Origin of the sequence: Fictibacillus tiangongensis (assembly GCF_048083785.1) — a bacterium.
Lineage (GTDB): Bacteria > Bacillota > Bacilli > Bacillales > Fictibacillaceae > Fictibacillus.
Map to the genome: position 1 here is coordinate 3,188,587 of NZ_CP182294.1, position 17,932 is coordinate 3,206,518.

At 37.9% G+C, this 17,932-nt stretch carries 19 protein-coding genes; 2 read left to right on the plus strand and 17 right to left on the minus strand.

Features of this window, described 5'->3' with window-relative positions; all coding sequences use genetic code 11:
* The first annotated feature begins 61 nt into the window (after window positions 1-61).
* Window positions 62-388 (plus strand): four-helix bundle copper-binding protein, encoded by a 327-nt coding sequence (locus tag ACNJYY_RS17025; RefSeq protein ID WP_197129849.1) that lies wholly within the window; start codon window positions 62-64, stop codon window positions 386-388.
* A 118-nt stretch (window positions 389-506) separates the two neighbouring features.
* Here the strand turns inward: ACNJYY_RS17025 and ACNJYY_RS17030 are convergent, their stop codons facing one another.
* The 9 genes from ACNJYY_RS17030 to ACNJYY_RS17070 form a co-directional block, all read right to left on the minus strand.
* Complete coding sequence (locus ACNJYY_RS17030) at window positions 507-1,985, minus strand: UDP-N-acetylmuramoyl-L-alanyl-D-glutamate--2,6-diaminopimelate ligase (RefSeq protein ID WP_197129846.1); 1,479 nt, start codon at window positions 1,983-1,985, stop codon at window positions 507-509.
* 59 nt (window positions 1,986-2,044) lie between these two features.
* A complete protein-coding gene (locus ACNJYY_RS17035) occupies window positions 2,045-2,980 on the minus strand; it encodes a F510_1955 family glycosylhydrolase (RefSeq protein WP_416729415.1) in 936 nt (311 codons plus the stop codon).
* 51 nt (window positions 2,981-3,031) lie between these two features.
* On the minus strand, window positions 3,032-4,624 hold the full coding sequence (locus ACNJYY_RS17040; protein ID WP_197129840.1) for a multicopper oxidase family protein: 1,593 nt from the start codon (window positions 4,622-4,624) through the stop codon (window positions 3,032-3,034).
* A gap of 162 nt (window positions 4,625-4,786) precedes the next feature.
* A complete protein-coding gene (locus tag ACNJYY_RS17045; protein ID WP_197129837.1) occupies window positions 4,787-4,990 on the minus strand; it encodes a hypothetical protein in 204 nt (67 codons plus the stop codon).
* Between the two features lie 28 nt (window positions 4,991-5,018).
* A complete protein-coding gene (locus tag ACNJYY_RS17050; protein ID WP_197129834.1) occupies window positions 5,019-5,351 on the minus strand; it encodes a (2Fe-2S) ferredoxin domain-containing protein in 333 nt (110 codons plus the stop codon).
* A 40-nt stretch (window positions 5,352-5,391) separates the two neighbouring features.
* Entirely contained in the window at window positions 5,392-6,255 is an 864-nt protein-coding gene (locus tag ACNJYY_RS17055; RefSeq protein WP_416729416.1) for a hypothetical protein, read from the minus strand.
* A 12-nt stretch (window positions 6,256-6,267) separates the two neighbouring features.
* On the minus strand, window positions 6,268-8,676 hold the full coding sequence (locus ACNJYY_RS17060) for a heavy metal translocating P-type ATPase (protein ID WP_197129827.1): 2,409 nt from the start codon (window positions 8,674-8,676) through the stop codon (window positions 6,268-6,270).
* A 79-nt stretch (window positions 8,677-8,755) separates the two neighbouring features.
* Window positions 8,756-8,962 carry a copper chaperone CopZ gene (gene copZ, locus ACNJYY_RS17065; RefSeq protein ID WP_197129825.1) on the minus strand — a complete coding sequence of 69 codons (207 nt, stop codon included), beginning with the start codon at window positions 8,960-8,962 and terminating at the stop codon, window positions 8,756-8,758.
* A gap of 15 nt (window positions 8,963-8,977) precedes the next feature.
* Window positions 8,978-9,310, minus strand: coding sequence for a metal-sensitive transcriptional regulator (locus tag ACNJYY_RS17070; protein WP_197129822.1), 333 nt, complete (start codon window positions 9,308-9,310; stop codon window positions 8,978-8,980).
* Between the two features lie 181 nt (window positions 9,311-9,491).
* Between ACNJYY_RS17070 and ACNJYY_RS17075 the strand changes: the two genes are divergently transcribed.
* On the plus strand, window positions 9,492-10,436 hold the full coding sequence (locus ACNJYY_RS17075; protein ID WP_197129820.1) for a cupredoxin domain-containing protein: 945 nt from the start codon (window positions 9,492-9,494) through the stop codon (window positions 10,434-10,436).
* 33 nt (window positions 10,437-10,469) lie between these two features.
* On the opposite strand, the gene ACNJYY_RS17080 is transcribed toward ACNJYY_RS17075, so the two are convergent.
* The 8 genes from ACNJYY_RS17080 to ACNJYY_RS17115 form a co-directional block, all read right to left on the minus strand.
* Complete coding sequence (locus ACNJYY_RS17080; protein ID WP_197130047.1) at window positions 10,470-10,796, minus strand: metal-sensing transcriptional repressor; 327 nt, start codon at window positions 10,794-10,796, stop codon at window positions 10,470-10,472.
* A 38-nt stretch (window positions 10,797-10,834) separates the two neighbouring features.
* Complete coding sequence (locus ACNJYY_RS17085; protein ID WP_197129818.1) at window positions 10,835-11,857, minus strand: ABC transporter ATP-binding protein; 1,023 nt, start codon at window positions 11,855-11,857, stop codon at window positions 10,835-10,837.
* Between the two features lie 8 nt (window positions 11,858-11,865).
* Entirely contained in the window at window positions 11,866-12,789 is a 924-nt protein-coding gene (locus tag ACNJYY_RS17090; RefSeq protein WP_197129817.1) for an ABC transporter permease, read from the minus strand.
* A 1-nt stretch (window position 12,790) separates the two neighbouring features.
* Window positions 12,791-13,717: an ABC transporter permease gene (locus tag ACNJYY_RS17095; RefSeq protein WP_197129816.1), complete on the minus strand. Its 927-nt coding sequence runs from the start codon at window positions 13,715-13,717 to the stop codon at window positions 12,791-12,793.
* A 63-nt stretch (window positions 13,718-13,780) separates the two neighbouring features.
* Window positions 13,781-15,415 (minus strand): peptide ABC transporter substrate-binding protein, encoded by a 1,635-nt coding sequence (locus tag ACNJYY_RS17100; protein WP_231607364.1) that lies wholly within the window; start codon window positions 15,413-15,415, stop codon window positions 13,781-13,783.
* Window positions 15,416-15,445: 30 nt separating this feature from the next.
* Entirely contained in the window at window positions 15,446-15,655 is a 210-nt protein-coding gene (locus ACNJYY_RS17105) for a heavy-metal-associated domain-containing protein (RefSeq protein WP_197129815.1), read from the minus strand.
* 42 nt (window positions 15,656-15,697) lie between these two features.
* Window positions 15,698-16,321: a nitrite reductase gene (locus ACNJYY_RS17110; protein ID WP_197129814.1), complete on the minus strand. Its 624-nt coding sequence runs from the start codon at window positions 16,319-16,321 to the stop codon at window positions 15,698-15,700.
* A gap of 191 nt (window positions 16,322-16,512) precedes the next feature.
* A complete protein-coding gene (locus ACNJYY_RS17115) occupies window positions 16,513-17,889 on the minus strand; it encodes an MATE family efflux transporter (protein WP_231618261.1) in 1,377 nt (458 codons plus the stop codon).
* Between the last annotated feature and the right edge of the window lie 43 nt (window positions 17,890-17,932).

Sequence of the window (17,932 nt, forward strand, 5' to 3'; positions counted from 1 at the left end):
ACCACTCAATGGGTACACTTTTTATGTAATTAAATCCCTAATAACGAAAGGATGATGATGTATGCATGACACGTACCAACAATGTATTGATGAATGTCTGGCCTGTATGAAAGAATGTAATCATTGTTTTGACGCATGTTTAAATGAAGAAGACGTAAAAATGATGGCGGAATGTATCAGGTTGGATAGAGCCTGTGCAGATATTTGTTCCTTTGCTGCTACAGCGATGAGCAGTAACAGTCCGTTCATAAATGAAATCTGTTCCCTTTGTGCTCAAATTTGCGAAGCATGTGGAAATGAGTGTAAAAAACATGATCATGAACACTGTCAGCGATGTGCAGAAGCTTGTTTTAAATGTGCGGAAGCTTGCCGTAGGATGGTAAGTTAATAAAAAGAATCACTAACGAATCGGAGTGGAAAATTCTTTTTACGTGCAATCTCAACTGAAGAAAAGCAAAATATTTAAAGATAGAAAAAGAAGCTGACATTTGTCGGCTTCTAATTTTTTAAGGGAATATGCATTTGTTATTATTTGTCCTGTTTTTTAGATACGTTATAGTTTCCTTATCGGATGAACATGGCAATTCGAAAACTTGCTCATACCTCTCAGAACCTTTTCCTGTAATAAACACCCAATCTTTTGATCCATTAACTTTTCTCCAAGCAAAACTAATCGCTTGGGTTCGGTCTGGAATTACAACAATAGGAAGATCAAGGAACCGTTCTTTTAATTCATTTAAGGAACTAATCATGGACTCTTCTTTTTCTCCGTTTAAATCATCTAGTGTTAGTATGATTAAATGACTAAATTCTTTAGAAGAATCTATCATAACCTCTCTCTTTGTTACGTCTCTTTTACCTCTAAAACCAAGAACATGTATGATTTGTTCTGCTTGTTCGCGCTCTGCAATTTCTAAACAGTAGTGAATTGCATCAGCAGTATGTGCATAATCAATGACAAATGAAGCCCCATTATGATGCGTATATGTTTCAAATCTACCCGGGACACCAGAGAATGACTGTAATGAATGATGAATGGATTCGATGTTATGACCCATTATATTACTTGTCAATATCGCAGTCATCATGTTCCATCCGTTATGGATACCTGGAATGGTACACTTTATTAGATAAGGATTGCCATCCATATAATATTTGAACTCAGAAAAGTACGAGGGTATTATCTCTTTGACTGTTAAACTATTCTCACCTACCCCCATTGTGAAATGAGGAATTTTAGATGTAGTCAACATATCTGCTAGCTTGTTTCCCCAATCGGTGTAAGTAGCTATAATGGCTTGTCCTGTTGGTTTTAACTGAGCAAAAAGCCTCGCTTTAACCTGAAAATACTCCCACATATTTTTATGATAATCCATATGATCATGACTTAAATTGGTGAATATAGCAAAATCAAAGTATATGCCTTCTATACGATTCTGTTCGATGCCGTGTGAAGAAACCTCCATGATTACAACATCATCATTACTTTTCGCAATCAGTTGGTTTAATTCAATCGAATCAGGGGTCGTATTTTTAGATTGAATTACCTCGTTGTTAATAATCGTATTTACAGTGCCAATTAGTGAGCAGGTTTTTCCTTGCATTTCTAAAATATGCTTAAGCATATAAGCAGTGGTAGTCTTGCCATTCGTTCCTGTAATACCTATCATTATATGTTTTTTATAAGGGTAGCCATAAAAGCAGCTTACTAGTTTTGCTAGTGCCTTTCTGCTGTCTGTTACTCTAATATAAGGAATTTCAGTTGATTGATAATCTGATTCTCCTATGATAGCAACTGCTCCGGAATCGACTGCATGTTTAATAAAATCATGACCATCTACTTCATATCCATTTATAGCGACAAACAAATCTCCTTGTTCAACAAACTTTGAATTTGACTTGATCCCTTTTATGCCTATCCTGCACGCTTGTGGATAATCCTCTATTGATATATTTAATTCTTGAAGTAATGTTATTAATTCCATGGATTCTGCTCCTTATTTGTTTAACCAAAAATGAAGTATACCTGATAAAAGATAATTTATTAATTAACTGCTTTTCCTTGATTAACAAGTTTGATCCATCTTTCACCATTGTAAAAAAACACATCTTTTTTAAAGGTAGTAAAAACGATGTTTTTATCCACTGGATTCTTAGCTAAATAAGATATGGCATCTTCCTGGAGTGTCGGAATACTTATCTCCTTTTCCGAACTATCATTTATATTGATTTCTGTAAGGAACGCTTTATTCTCAAACCCACCTACTAAGAGTGAATTTTTATTAGTAAACGTAAGTGATGTAACTTGTTTCATGTTCGTCAGTTCTTCAAATGTTTTACCCTTATTTCTTGATAGATGAACCTTATTTTGAGAACTTATTGCAACGACATTCGTATCAGTAGGATGGACCGCAATACCTGTGATCTCCCCCTCTACATTTGTTAAGTCACTTTCATTCCATGATTTAGCATCGTCATTGGAATAATAAAGACCATCTGATGGCATTCTTGAATTAGCCATAGAAGTATAGGCATACAAGACATGGTTTTCGTAGCCTGCAGCGAGAAAATGGAAATCCGTTTCGCCTTCTAAGCCAAGCAGTTCGATTTCCCCACCTATCTCTTTACTTCTTACGATTCCTAACGGGTCTGGTTTGTCTGAATCATTTCCTGGATGGCCGCTGCTATAAAAACCATCATCCACCATTGAAAAACCCATATAATCATTTTTCTCACCAGGTGTTGCTTGCCATTGTTTGTTCATCGTATCGTACTGCTTGATTCCATCATGTGCAGGTATAAAGATCTTTTTTCCGTCATTTGAATATCCTACCCCATGGATATCCGTGAACGTTACACTTGATTGTTTATCATTGAATGTAAATAAAAGTATTAAAACCAAAACTAAGCTAATCGCTGCAATAATTAAAATACCCTTAACTTTAAATGGCTTTTTTGTTGTTTTTTTCTTTTTAGCCATAATTTACCTCTCCTTCATAAACAAAGAGAAAAACCTCTTGAGCGAGGTTTTTCATTCTGAAATATTATTTACTTTACCTTCATCCTTGTAAAAAGGTTTGAAGTTATTATATTTCACCATGGTCATCATACCAGCTGAGGCATGATGTAAATCATGGCAGTGGAACATCCAGTTACCTGGGTTATCAGCTACGAATGCAACCTCATATGTTTCTCCAGGCTTTACATTTAGTGTATCTTTCATTAATGGTGCTCCTTCTACAGGTTTTCCATTCTTACTTAATACTTGAAAGAAATGGCCATGTAGATGCATTGGGTGATCAGATTTATCCATACTTTTGTTTGTTAAAGTGACTTTGACTTTATCACCCTTATCCACCTTTATATTTTCAGTCTTAGGATAAGTATTCCCGTTTATGGTGTACTTCATCTCACCGGAATCCATATCAGTAGCAAGGTCCATTTTGTATTCTAAATCGAAAGAATCGTTTAATGAGAAATTCCCTTTAATCTCTTTACCAAACTCATCTGGTTTCACCATGCCCGCATCTTTTTTGTGAGCAACAGGCTGCACCGCCTCTTCTTCGGCTTGGATATTTATCCTCATGTCTTTAGATGCATCCATCTCACCATGGCAATCGATTGTTACGGTTTCACCTGTTGCAATGAACTCTATATCATACCTTTCACCAGGTGCAACTTCAAGTACCTTATTTTCCTGTTCGATTGGTTGATTCACGGGCTGACCATCAACGTTGGTTACTTTAAAATTCAATGGAATATGAATTTTATGAGACATATATCCGGCATTTACAAATCGGAGTTTTACTTTTTCTCCTTTTTTCGCTATAAGGGGTTTACTTTTATCATATGACTTACCGTTTATTGTATATATATCATAAGAAGACATATCATGGTCCATACCATTCATTGAACCGTTATCGGAAGATTTGCTGTCTTTATTTTTCTTATCCCCCATGTCCATATTGGAATGATCCATACCTTCCATATCTTCTGTATCTGACTCATTCATATCCATGTTTGAGTGATCCATTCCATCCATTTCTTCGGATTCTTGCTTTGGATTGGACTCCCATTCATCTAAAACAAGTGAATAATCTCGATCATACTGTTCATCATCTTTAGATTCAACGATAAAGACTCCATAAAGCCCCTTATCAACCTGATTTACGCTGTCTTGATGGCTATGATACCAATACGTTCCAGGGGTATCTGCGACAAACTGATACGTATACTCCTTGCCTGTTTCAATAGCATCTTGTGTGACTCCGGGAATACCATCTTGTGTATTCGATAAAGGGACACCGTGCCAATGTATACTTACAGGCTTCGGAAGTTCATTCTTGATTGTAACCTTTACCCCTTCACCTTCTTTTACTCTAATCTCTTGCCCAGGGACGCTTCCATTATAAGTCCAAGCTTCAATGGTCTTACCGGACTTCAATTCCCAATTCTCTTTTTTTGCAGTAATGGAGAACTCTTTAATTGTTTTACCTTCTAAAATTTCTTCTTTTGCTTGTACCTTATTTTCATTAGATTGATCTTTTGAACCCTCTTGGCTACAACCTGTTATAACCAAAATGAGTACCAGTAACATTAAAGAAATCAACCATTGCTTTTTCATTGGTTTTCCCTCCTCAAATTAACCGTACTAAAAAAATATGCAATTTTTATGGAGCAACCTAATAAGTTCATAACTCTTCAAATCACGAAATAAATAAAAAAAGTACCGAACAATAAATCGGTACTTTTCATAAAGAGTAACCTACTCTTTAATAGAAATCCTTCATCCACCTTTGATGCAGGTCATCTTAGAACTATTTACTCTTCTATTTAACTCATCTAATAAAATAGTTAGAGTTCTTTCATTCACTACTGAACATAGTTTTTCGCCATTATTAATGGATATATTAAACCTTTCAAAAACTTCACTAGTATCTTGCCATACCTTAACGATATCCACTACAGACATGTTCGGCTGGATAACCATCAACTGCTCCTCCTATGAATAAAGTATTTTATTTATTATCCTGAAATCTCGCAAATGACTTAACGTCATACGTATAAGCTAGAGCTTCATCTAACTTTTCGTCAGACTTAATCTTATCGATCAGTTGTTTTCCCTTTTCAGGAGTCATCTCTTTATACCAGTCTCCATCCGGGTAGACTACGACTGTCGGTCCCTCTTTACATCTTCCGTTGCAAAAGGTTTTAGTAGTATGAATTTTGTTTAATAACCCTTGATCTTTAATTTCTTGTCGAACGGTATTCGTAACTTCCTCAGCCCCTTTTTTGATGCAGCTAGCTCCGTTACACAATAACACGTGTTTTGAAACGCCAGAAAGTTCCATAAAGTGCTTCACCTCGTTCCCGAGAGATAGAACGTAAAATTTACTTAACTTCTACTACAAATGGATAAACATTCACTTTTCCATTTATCTTAAATTCACCCCAAATTTTATATATACCTGGCTGGTCAAATTTTGTGGCAAACTTTGTATCTGTTTCCGATGCTGGGTGGACGTGAACATACTCATCTCCACCTTCGTCTAATATGACTACATGACCAAGCGCTCCTAGATAGGGCTCGGGTTTGTTTTCTTTTAGATCAAAATCCAACACAATTTCTTCACCTGATGTAAAGGTTTCAGGACTCATGGTTAACTTGTAGCCATTGACTGTTTTAGTGAACTCAGTTTCTGGCTTTAACGAATCATGTTCACCGTGGGCATCACCAGCGCCAACCTCGATTGGAAGTGGCTGCACCTCATAGTTTTTATCTTTTGGTTTAATGTCTATGAACGCTTTATAGCTTCCTTCTTCCAGTTTGTGCTGTATGGTAAACACACCATTCCCTTTTTTCTCGGGATGAATGTGGTAATACTGCTGCAGTTCATCATTTACGATGATCAAATGCATCAGTTTCTCATGATTGATCTCTAATTCCTCTACTGGGTTTCCCTCTTTATCTTTCAACTCAATATGGATTAAATTGTTTTCGTAATGCAGAGTTGGTGTAATATCACTATTTTTTGATACATTGCCTTGGCTCTCCCCATGATCACCATGTCCAGCCTCCTGCTTTTCCTTATCTTTTGTATCAGATGAATCAGATGTATTCTGTTCTCCAACATGACCAGCATGTTCACTAGTCGATGGTTCTGCGTACTTTGCAAATACGGAATAGCTCCCGATCACTATAACGAGTATCAATACAGCCGACAATGTCCACCTTAAAACGATATTGTCCTTCATAGAATTCCCTCCTTACAGTTTTACTTTTTGTAAACGAAGTGCATTAAGAACAACTGACACCGAGCTGAATGCCATCGCAGCTCCTGCAAGCCATGGGGCAAGAAAACCTAGTGCAGCAACAGGGATGCCTAACACGTTATAAGCAAAAGCCCAGAAAAGATTTTGTTTGATGTTTCGTATTGTCTTTTTACTCATGTAGATGGCATCTGCAATGCTGTTCAGATCGCCACGAATCAGCGTTACATCAGCTGCCTCCATCGCAACGTCTGTACCTGTGCCAATCGCCATCCCAATATCCGCTACAGCTAGTGCTGGAGCGTCATTGATTCCGTCTCCGACCATGGCCACTTTATTACCTTGCTCCTGTAGCTTTTTCACCTCATCTGCTTTTCCTTCAGGAAGAACTTCAGATATGACATGATCAATCCCCACTTGTTTAGCAATGTATTTAGCTGTTTGCTGATTATCTCCTGTGATCATGATAACTTTAAGACCCATTTCTTTTAATCGAGAAATCGCATCTTTTGATGTTTCTTTGATCGTATCGGCTACAGCGATAATTCCTGCATATACTCCGTCTATCGCCACGAGCATCGCGGTTTTACCGGCTTTTTCAAGTTCCTCCATCTGATTATTAGAATCATAGATGGTAACGTTGTTTTCTTTCATTAATTTTCGTGTACCGATGAAAAGTGTTTTACCTGCAACTACAGCTTTGATACCAAACCCAGGAATAGCATCAAAATCCTCCGAACTCGATAACTGGATTCCCTTATTGGTGATTCCTTCTACAATAGCTTGCGCCAATGGGTGTTCAGAATTTTTCTCTGCTGAACCTACTAGTCTTAACACTTCTTCTTCACTGAATGATGGTTCCACAATAATATCTGTAAGTTCTGGAGTACCGTTTGTAACCGTACCCGTTTTATCTAAGATCACAGTATCGATTCGATGAGTGGTTTCTAAGTGTTCTCCACCCTTAAATAAAATACCAAATTCAGCTGAGCGGCCAGAGCCTGCCATGATTGAAGTAGGAGTCGCTAATCCTAATGCACAAGGACACGCGATAACAAGGACAGCAATCAATTTTTCAAGCGCAACAGCAAATTCTCCGGGACTTACCCAAACAAACCAGATAATGAAGGTAAGAACAGCGATGCCTACAACTATAGGCACGAATACACCAGAGATTTGGTCAGCTAGACGCTGGATCGGTGCTTTTGAACCTTGTGCTTCCTCAACGACTTTTATGATTTGAGCCAGGGCCGTATCTTTCCCTACTTTTGTTGCCTTTATTTTTAGGAACCCGTTTTTATTAATGGTTGCACCGATTACCGTATCCCCTATTGTCTTATCGACAGGTACACTCTCACCTGTCAGCATCGATTCATCTAATGCTGAACGCCCTTCGATGATTTCACCATCGACCGGTACTTTATCACCTGGTTTTACATATACGATATCACCGGCTTCCACTTCTTCTATCGCTATTTCGATTTCTTTACCATCACGAACCACGATAGCTGTCTTAGCTTGCAGTCCCATCAGTTTCTTAATCGCTTCAGAGGAACGCCCCTTTGCTTTTGCTTCGAAAAGTTTTCCCAACACAATAAGTGTAATTAATATTGCCGATGTTTCAAAGTACATTTCCACCATCCCTTGATTGGTACCGATGGAAAGGATAGATAGGTACAGGCTATAGAAATAAGCTGCAGAAGTTCCTAATGCTACGAGTACATCCATGTTCGCACTTTTATTCCGGAGCGCTTTATAAGCTCCTACATAAAACTGTTTCCCTACAACAAACTGTACAGGTGTCGCGAGCGCCAATTGAACCCAAGGATTCATGAACATCTCAGGCAAATAGATAAAAGATGTAAACTCAAAATGACTAACCATTGCCCACAATAAAGGGAATGAGAGGATGACAGAAAAGATGAATTTTCCTTTCTGTTTCTCAATCTCCATTGCTCTATGATCAACCGATTCTTTGTAGTCTTCCTTTAGGGTTGCACCATATCCCAATTGGTCAACTTTTTTAATCATATCTCCAATAGAAACTTCAGATGGATTATATTGTACTGACCCGGTTTCTAATGCTAGATTAACGTTAGCTTTAATCACTCCGGGAAGTTTGTTTAACCCCTTTTCAATCCTTGTTGCACATGCTGCACACGTCATGCCAGTCAAATTGAATTCAGCTTTTTCAGTGACGACTCCATATCCGAGATCTTCTATTTTTTTCTCGAGATCGGCCACCTTTAAAATTTGAGGGTCATAAGAAACGGTTGATTTTTCAAGAGCAAGGTTTACGTTCGCTTTCTCGACTCCCTCTAACTTGTTCAAACCTTTTTCAATTCGGATCGCACAGGCTGCACAGGTCATACCTGATATTTGTAATGTCGTTTCTTTTGTACTCATGGTTTTCATCATCCCTTCGATATACCTATATGGGGTATATTTCAACTGAAAAGAAAGCGTGCTATGATAAGCACGCGATTTATTTTACATCGTAACCCTGATCATCGATCGTCTCTTTGATCTCATCCAGGTTTACTTTTGAAGAATCATATTCTACCTCAACGATACCTTCTTTAAGGTTTACTTTAGTGTGTGAGACACCGTCTAACTTTCCAACGCTTCCTTCAATAGCAATTATACAGTGGTTACAAGACATACCTTCTACTTTTAATGTGGTTTTTTCCATTGATATCTCTCCCTTTTATTTCATCAGTTTTTTAACAGTAACTAGAAGTTCATCCAATACTTCTTGATCGCCTTCTTGAATTCTCTCTACAACACAACTTTTCAAGTGGCCCTCAAGAAGAATTTTTCCAACACTATTTAATGCTGATTGAATCGCTGAAATTTGAGTGATAACGTCGTCACAGTAAGTGTCACGGTCAATCAACCCTTTAACACCTCTAATTTGCCCTTCGATCCGATTTAATCGTGTGATCAGATTGTTCTTTATTTTATCGGAATGATGACTCTTCCGTTCGTTCGTATCACAACATTGATCATTATTTAGATCATCTGGTTTTACTATTTCCATCAGATAACCTCCTTTATTTACTTTAATTTTACTATACCCCCCTACCCTATGTAAAGCCCGATTTTAATTTTTTTTTTACTCATATAAAATGTGCATTTTTTTTCGAGTTTATAATGAACTTGCATAAATCGATATCTTCCTCTCATAACTTAGAATGAAGGAATGGACAAGGAGGGCTTAAATGTCAATTTACATTTTAGGGGTTTTAGTGATTTGTACAGCTTTAGTTTTTCTATCATCTTTTTTTTATAAGTCTAAAGATTCCTTAATGAACAATATGGTTTACGTAATGGCTTACACTATGAGTATGGGTCTGACCGCTGGATTTTATTTAGGCGTGTACTTTAAAGATAATTTGCTGTATGCCACACTTTTCTCAATATTATTAAGTGGTCTAGCAGGTTTATTAATTGGGTCTAAACTTCATTTCCATCTAATGATTGAAGGACTTTTTTCAGGTATAATGGCCGGGATGATGGGTGCCATGTTAACAGTAATGTTAAGTTTTAAACAAGCACAGATATTGGTAATGATAGGAATCTTACTTACTGTAGGAATAACAATTTTATGTATTCTACAATTCTTATCAGAAACACTTAAACATCAAATTGAAAGATACTTTAATGTCATCATGCTTTTTGGCTGCGGACTGCTGCTTATGGTTTTTTTAAAATTTCCTGATGATATTATTAAACCACATGAAAAAGCTCAAACGCAGCACGAACAACATTCTTCTACATCAGCTAATAAGAATGAGGATAAAAAACTTGAACAGGAAGAAGTTTTCAATTGGGAGGTAGGAATAAAAGATTATAGATACCTTTCATCAAATGCTAGTTTAAAAAAAGATCAAAAAGTACTCTTAACATTATTAAATGATGATTCAGTTGAACATGATATTGAAATTTCTTCTTTTTCGTATGAGAATGTAGAAACATCAAACACTCAATCGGAACATGATCATGCTATGTCAAATGAAGATGATTCTGTCTTTCATCTACACGTTGAACCAAATCGATCCAATCAGGTATCGTTCATTCCTAAAGAAGCGGGTGTCTATACGTACTATTGTACAATCCCGGGACACAAAGAATCTGGCATGATAGGAAAAATAAAAATTTCGTGAAAAAACCCTCCGGAATGGGGGGGTTAAATCTGTTTATGATTTTGTAAATTGATGGATTACTTTCATTAACTCACTTACAGCTTCAGTTCCTTGGTTTGAAGAAATAGCATCCTTAACACAATGGTGTGTGTGGGTTTCTAATAAGTTAAAGCCCACTTTTTTTACCGCTGCGTTGATTGCACTCAATTGTACGATAATGTCAATACAATAGCGTTCATCGTGAATCATGTTCTGAATGCCGCGTACCTGACCTTCAATTCGTTTCAATCTATTCAACATTTCTTCTTTTTCTTTTTGTGATCTAGTTGTGTGTTTTTCTTCTGCAGCAGTTGAATCACAGCAACCGTGTTGTTCTTCCATAATGTTTTCTAGTGCCATCTTCTCACCTCTGAGTGTTTTTACATAATCTTTTTCTCTTTATTTTTAATAGTTAAAGGACTTTCCACCATGGGAGCTCTTTCGTCATTCAGCCAGCATGAGGCATGATGACCTTTATCGATCATAAAAGAAGTCGGTTTTTCTTCTTCACAAACATCTAGTACATATGGACATCTAGCTGCAAAGGAACACCCCTTTGAAATTTGTGACAGATCTGGGGGGGAGCCATCAATTCCTTTTAACGGCTTTTTACTGTCAACATCCGGGATTGATTGTAAAAGTCCCCATGTATAGGGGTGTCTTGCTTTATAGAAGATCTCATTTACTGTTCCGCTCTCTACTATTTCACCAGCATACATGACTAAGATTCTATCTGCCATGTTTGCCACGATGCCTAAATCATGAGTGATCAGTATGATGGACATATTTAACTTCGGTTTTAACTCTTTTAACAGTTCTATTATTTGAGCTTGGATGGATACATCTAATGCTGTTGTAGGCTCATCTGCTATGAGGATGGAAGGTTCACAGATGAGGGCCATGGCAATGCCTACCCTTTGGCGCATACCTCCGCTTAGTTCGTGAGGATACTTTCTACTATTGTATTCTGGTTCTGGAATTCCAACAAGTTTGAGCATCCTGTGAACTTTTTCCCACACTTCTTTTTTCGGTAACTTATCGTGAACGATTAATCCTTCTGCGATCTGCTCACCAATTCTCATGGTCGGGTTTAATGAAGTCATTGGGTCCTGGAATACCATTGCAATTTTTCTGCCGCGGTATTTGACCATTTCTTTCTTTGAAAGCTGGGTTAGTTCTGTTTCTTTATAAAGAATGGATCCATCAACTATTTTAGCGTTTTGTGGCGGTAATAGTTTAAGTATACTTTTGGCAGTCACGGACTTCCCGCTGCCAGACTCGCCGACGATCGCTAGCACTTCTTCTGTTCCTAGACTAAAAGATACTCCTCTCAAGGCATTTATCGTTTTCTTTTTTGCGTAAAACTCGACATAAAGGTTGCTCACCTCTAAAAGATTCGTCATCTACTCACCTACGTTCTCATTTTAGGATCTAACGCATCTCTTAATCCATCTCCGACCACATTGAAGGCAAACATCGTTAACGAAATGAAGAATGCAGGAAAAAATAATATCCATAGGTGACCCGTCAATAGTGTCACAAGTGCCTCGGATGTCATCGTTCCCCAACTGGCCAAGGGTACTGGTACTCCTAAGCCTAAAAAGCTTAAAGTCGCCTCAGCAAAGATAGCTCCGGGAACAGATAGAGTCATAGCAACAATGATAGGACCTAAAGTATTGGGAAGAAGATGTTTAAACAAAATCTTATAAAAACCAGCTCCCAGTACTCGAGACGCCATAACGTATTCACATTCTTTGAGCTGGAGAATCTGTCCCCTTACAAGCCTGGCGATTCCAATCCACCCTGTTGCTGCCATCGCTAGTATGATGGTCGTAAGTCCGGGCTTGAGAACAACCATCAATAGAATGGTTACCAGTAGATGAGGCAACCCGTATAGGATATCTACTAGTCGCATAAGAATCTCATCCGTTTTACCACCTTTTAACCCTGCTATTCCACCGATGATTATTCCTACAATAAGATCGATTAAAACAGCCATTATTCCTATGAATAAACTAATCCTTGCTCCCGTCCATGTTCGGGCAAAAATATCTCTTCCTAATTGGTCTGTTCCAAACCAATGCTCTTTTGATGGTGGTTGATTGGATTCTAGTAAGGATTGATCAGAATATGAATAAGTCACTAACTTAGGACCGATAACAGCCATAATGATTAACAATAAGATGATGATTAGCCCAACGACAGCGAGTTTGTTCTTGGTTAGATAATATAACGTTTCTTTAAACTGTGAAAAAGGTTGGACGTTGATTTCTTCAACTATTCGAATGTTTTTTTCTTTGAAATGAAATTTTCTCTTCTCGTTTAGCGCTTCCATATTATCTCCTCCTCGCTAGTTTGATTCGAGGATCTAAGAATCCGTAAGTCAGATCGATTATTAAGATGAAGAGTATCAATATTGCACTGTAAAATATGGTTGTGCCTAAGATGACCGGATAGTCCCGATCAGAAATTGATTGAACAAAGTATTTTCCGATCCCAGGAATACCAAATATTTGTTCGATCACAAAACTCCCTGTTAATATTCCAGCTGATATAGGACCTAGTACAGTAACAACCGGTATCAATGCATTTCTTAATATATGACGAAAGATTAACCGTGAACCCGTTACACCCTTCGCAATAGCCGTTTGAACATAATCTGAGGTAAGAACTTCTAATATGCTCGACCTTGTTAATCTAGCTATGTAAGCTAACGGACCAACTGCCAACGCTAAGCTTGGAAGAACAGTATGTCTCCACGTACCCCAAGTAGCGACTGGGAGCCATTCAAGCTTTATCGCGAAGTAATTAATAAGAACAGTTGATAGTACAAAGCTCGGTACTGATAAGCCTAAGATGGCTATAACCATTGATAGATAATCTAACCAGCCGTTATGTTTGATCGCGGCTATGATACCTAGAGTCATCCCGAAGACGACTGCAATAACCAGTGCCTGTATGCCGAGTACCGCCGAAACAGGAAACCCACTTAATATTAATTCATTGACTGTACGTGTATCCGATGTAATCGAAGGTCCAAAATCTAAAGTAATAATTCCTGCCATGTATTTGAAATACTGGATGATAAGCGGCTGATCAAGGCCATAGTGAGCCCTCAGATTTTTCAGTACTTGTTCAGGTATGCTCTTTTCATTCGTGAATGGGTCACCTGGTATCAGATTCATTAACACAAAAGTTAGAGTGGCGATGACAAACAACGCAAGGAGTGCAGTCATCATTCGTTTAATGATATAGAAAATCATAGCTTACCTCCTTGAAAGAAAGAGGAAAACCAAAACGATTTCCCTCTATCAAATCATATTTCTTTACTCCACAAAAGCTTCCCTATAATCAACCGCTTGTATAATGTAACGGTGAACATTTTTTACATTATCTTGTTGCAGGTAGACTTTGTTGTTAAAGTAAAGTGGAGCGATCGCCATGTCTTCTAGTAATACTTTCTCGGCTTCTTGCATGTATTCAGCCCGCTTGTTTAGATCGAGTTCGGTATCTACTTTCTTAACCAAGTCATCATATGCCGGAATTGAGATTTTACTATAGTTATAGACATCTCCCGTTGTAAACTGACCGAGCAGGTTCTGAGCATCATTGTAGTCTGCCCCTGTGCTATAGATGGCTATCTCGTAATCTCCTTTTTGAACATTTTGAACAAACACTTTTCTCTCCATCGTTTTAAGCTCGACTTCTAAACCTAGATTCTTCTTCCACATTTCTTGCATCGCTTGAGTTAATTGGTTGTATAAATCGCTTGTATAGAACAATAGGCTCACCTTTGGCAGACTACTTAACCCTAACTCAGCCTTTCCTTCTTCTAATAGCTGTTTTGCCTCTTCAACCGATTTGTCCTTATAGAGTGAATCTCCTGCCTGCTCCCTGAACTCTCCCACACCATTTCCTAAACCGTTTGGTATGAATGAGAACGCAGGTGTTTCTCCTCCTTGAGTTACTTTATCTACAATCAATTGTCTATCCAGTGCCATACTCAGTGCTTTTCTTATCTTAGGATTACTGAACACCTTGTTCTCATGATTAAATCGCAAGTAGGCTACGCTTGCACTTGGTAGTTTTTCCGCGTCTCCGCTCTGAATGAGCTGGCTCTTGATAGAGTTTGGTATCTGTTCAGCAACAGCGATCTCCCCTGATTTGTACATACCATATTCGGTGTTTTGATCGTTTACCATCACCCATTTCAGTTCGTCTAGCTTTACGACCTCTTTTGCCCAGTAATTCTCATTCGGGACCATCACTAGCTCTTGATCGTGTTTCCATTCTTTAAGTTGAAATGGGCCGTTTGAAACAAATGTTTTTGCATCTGTCGCCCATTTAGCATTTGCTTCTGCTACCTTTTTGTTCACAGGCAATAATGTAAAAAACGATGTCAGTTCTAAAAAGAAGGATGTCGGTCTTTCGAGTGTGATTTCTAAAGTTTGTTGATCGGGGGCTTTTATACCAACTTCATTAAAATCTTTTACTGTCCCTTCATTATATGCAGCGCCGTTTTTGATGAAGAACAGATTACTTCCAAGAGGAGCAGCTACTTCTGGATTCAATACTCGTTCCCACGAAAAGATGAAGTCTTCCGCTGTTACTGGATCTCCGTTCGACCATTTAGCGTTCTTATTTAGATGAAAAGTATAAACTGTTTTATCATCAGAGATATCCCATGATTCGGCAACTCCGGCTACGACATTTCCTTTTTCATCCAACCTGACTAATCCTTCGAATAATTGGTTACTGATGTCTCCCGCGATCTGATTATCAATTAACGCCGGGTCTAGACTAGGAGGTTCTGATATGGCATTGATGGTTAGTTTTTGTTCCTTTTTTGTTTCACTATCGCTTGCAGCCGGTTCTTCTTCAATCCCCTTACTGCTGCAACCACTTAAAATAAGACTTACAAGTAAAATAAATGAAAAGAAAACACTTAACCTTTTTTTCATCCCCATGCCTCCCATAATCATATTTAACAACTAATCAATAACGTTGTACCCCTCCTCTTCTATTATTTCTTTGATTAGTGCTGTGTTAGTCTTATTAGACAAATAGGTTACTTGAACGCTGTTATTTGAGGCACTTGCTTTTACAGATTCAACTCCTGGTGATTCCATAAGTGCATCTTGAATGGCTTTCTCACAATGGCCGCAGCTCATTCCGTTTACTTTAAATTCGAATTTTTCCATGTTAGCCTCCTACAATGCCCCTCAAAATTTTTAAGTTTTTTTTTATATATTAAGTTGTTGTTTTATTTGATCGATACCAAACCGATTAAGAAACTTTGAAAATTTTTCTCTCCTTTTACCGTTTTTAGCATAAATATCAATAATTTGTTCGACTAGTTTAAATAATTCGTTTGGTTGTAGATTATTTTTGAAAAGTTGACCTGTTCGTGCATCAAGACCATTTGCTTTGCCACCTAAATAGAGATCAAAGGTGTCTCTTTGTTTTATAACTCCAATATCGTTTACTAATGGTTCACCACATGCGGTAGGACAACCAGTATATGCGGGCCGTAGTGTAAAAGGCACTTCCTTACCTGCGATACGATTGTTCAACTCGATGGCAACTGGCATACCCTCTTCTTCTGCCCCTTTACAAAAACCGCAAGTTCTTAAGCTCTTTACATAGTTTCCTACTGAATAACATGAAAGACCTATAAGCTCCAACTCATTCCTTATTTGTTCCAGGTTATCTTCTGGTACTTGAATAATAAGCTGTTGGAATGTTGTTAATTCAATTTCTGAATCCTCAGGTAAGTACTTGCTCAATAGAAGTAATTGTTTAGGTGATAGTTGTGCACCAAAACCAATTCCTCCGTTGACAGCTAGCCTAACTAACTTTCCCTCCAATGAAAAACCCCCTCTTATACCATACCCTCCCAACGTATAATATGTAGTATAAAAAAAACCTAGTACCAGCTAGGAAGAAATAGTATATAAATTTTCTAAAAATTCAAAATAATTGTAATTGATTCCATTTTAGTATTCCAATTTTTATAAGTCAATGGTTTTTTTATTTTAGTTTTAAAAATAATTATCTCTTATTTTGGTATATTTTTTTCAGTAGATATTTTAAAATAAGTTATCCATCTAACATATAAGTATATAGCTCTTATAAGTAAATCTAGAGCAATTGAAATCCATATCCCTGCTATTCCATAGCCGAGTACGATTCCAAAAAGGTAAACACCTAGGACTCGTATCACCCACATACCGACTGCTGTGCTATACATGGGACTTTTTGTATCGCCAGCTCCCTGAAGAGCCCCTGCCAAGATCAATCCTACAGCAAGTGCGGGTTGGGCAAATGCATCGATTCTTAGAGCAGTTACCACCATTTCAATGGCATTTTTATCTGTCGTGAACCAGGATGCAAAATATGGAGAAAAAACAAATAAGATGATCCCTATTATTGACATGAAGAAGATTCCGACCCCGGTTGTTAAAATGCCATATTGGTAGGCATCTTTTAATTTTCCCGCTCCTATACTTTGGCCTACTAGAGTAGTAGCGGCGATAGCTAATCCATATCCAGGCATGTAAGAAAAGGTTTCGATGTTTCCTGCAATGGTATGAGCTGCGAATGTTTCTGTTCCTATATGCACAATCAATCCGAAGTATAGAACTTGGCCAACTCTCATTATTAACCTTTCGATCGCAGCAGGTATGGATAATTTTATGACGGATAGCATGACGCCCCTTATCATGTTCAGTGTACCTTTACGCAGGGAAAAAGAAACGATTGATTTCTTAATATAATGATAGAGCATCCATGTTCCCATTATTCTTACTAATACTGTAGCCCAAGCGGCCCCAGCAACTCCTAATCCTTCCCAATCGCCTACTCCAAAAATCAGAACATAATCAAGACCAAGATGGATTATATTTATCCACCAGCTTACCTTCAATGGTGTTTTCGTATCACCAGAAGCTCGCAGGATGCTTCCGAAGATGAACATGAGAGAAATGAATATGGAGGGTATAGCGACGATTCGGAAATAGACAACTCCATCCACTAAAACTTTTTCATCAGCACCCATTAATAAAAGGAAAGGTTCCGCCAAAAATATACTTACGGCTCCAAAGAATAGACCTATAAACGCTGTTAAGAGAGTCGATTGTTTAGCGATTGATTTCGCCTGATCAATATCTCCGGCTCCTAAACTCCGTGCGATCAGTGATGAAGTCCCGACGCCAACCGCCATAAAGACGGCTATATAAACGGCTATTACCGTATTAGCTACACCTACTGCAGTTACCTCCTCTAGTCCTATCTTTGCTACGAAGAGAGTATCTACGAATCCTACAATCGTTTGTAAGATGTTCTCTAACATGGCTGGAATTGCTAAAGAGAGAATAATAGAGATTTTTCCCCATTTTGTCTGTTCCTTTAATGAACCATCCGATTTCAGTGACATTTATTCACTTCCTTGGTTTTTATGTTTTCAGCAATGCATTAAA

Excerpts from the sequence above, each read along its gene's own strand:
- ACNJYY_RS17035 (WP_416729415.1), bottom strand. The coding sequence starts at position 2,980 with ATGGCTAAAAAGAAAAAAACAACAAAAAAGCCATTTAAAGTTAAGGGT.
- ACNJYY_RS17115 (WP_231618261.1), bottom strand. The coding sequence starts at position 17,889 with ATGTCACTGAAATCGGATGGTTCATTAAAGGAACAGACAAAATGGGGA.
- ACNJYY_RS17095 (WP_197129816.1), bottom strand. The coding sequence starts at position 13,717 with ATGATTTTCTATATCATTAAACGAATGATGACTGCACTCCTTGCGTTG.
- copZ (WP_197129825.1), bottom strand. The coding sequence starts at position 8,962 with ATGGAAAAAACCACATTAAAAGTAGAAGGTATGTCTTGTAACCACTGT.
- ACNJYY_RS17075 (WP_197129820.1), top strand. The coding sequence starts at position 9,492 with ATGTCAATTTACATTTTAGGGGTTTTAGTGATTTGTACAGCTTTAGTT.
- ACNJYY_RS17055 (WP_416729416.1), bottom strand. The coding sequence starts at position 6,255 with ATGAAGGACAATATCGTTTTAAGGTGGACATTGTCGGCTGTATTGATA.
- ACNJYY_RS17045 (WP_197129837.1), bottom strand. The coding sequence starts at position 4,990 with ATGGTTATCCAGCCGAACATGTCTGTAGTGGATATCGTTAAGGTATGG.
- ACNJYY_RS17025 (WP_197129849.1), top strand. The coding sequence starts at position 62 with ATGCATGACACGTACCAACAATGTATTGATGAATGTCTGGCCTGTATG.
- ACNJYY_RS17105 (WP_197129815.1), bottom strand. The coding sequence starts at position 15,655 with ATGGAAAAATTCGAATTTAAAGTAAACGGAATGAGCTGCGGCCATTGT.
- ACNJYY_RS17070 (WP_197129822.1), bottom strand. The coding sequence starts at position 9,310 with ATGGAAATAGTAAAACCAGATGATCTAAATAATGATCAATGTTGTGAT.
- ACNJYY_RS17060 (WP_197129827.1), bottom strand. The coding sequence starts at position 8,676 with ATGAGTACAAAAGAAACGACATTACAAATATCAGGTATGACCTGTGCA.
- ACNJYY_RS17100 (WP_231607364.1), bottom strand. The coding sequence starts at position 15,415 with ATGAAAAAAAGGTTAAGTGTTTTCTTTTCATTTATTTTACTTGTAAGT.
- ACNJYY_RS17040 (WP_197129840.1), bottom strand. The coding sequence starts at position 4,624 with ATGAAAAAGCAATGGTTGATTTCTTTAATGTTACTGGTACTCATTTTG.
- ACNJYY_RS17030 (WP_197129846.1), bottom strand. The coding sequence starts at position 1,985 with ATGGAATTAATAACATTACTTCAAGAATTAAATATATCAATAGAGGAT.
- ACNJYY_RS17080 (WP_197130047.1), bottom strand. The coding sequence starts at position 10,796 with ATGGAAGAACAACACGGTTGCTGTGATTCAACTGCTGCAGAAGAAAAA.
- ACNJYY_RS17085 (WP_197129818.1), bottom strand. The coding sequence starts at position 11,857 with ATGACGAATCTTTTAGAGGTGAGCAACCTTTATGTCGAGTTTTACGCA.
- ACNJYY_RS17050 (WP_197129834.1), bottom strand. The coding sequence starts at position 5,351 with ATGGAACTTTCTGGCGTTTCAAAACACGTGTTATTGTGTAACGGAGCT.
- ACNJYY_RS17090 (WP_197129817.1), bottom strand. The coding sequence starts at position 12,789 with ATGGAAGCGCTAAACGAGAAGAGAAAATTTCATTTCAAAGAAAAAAAC.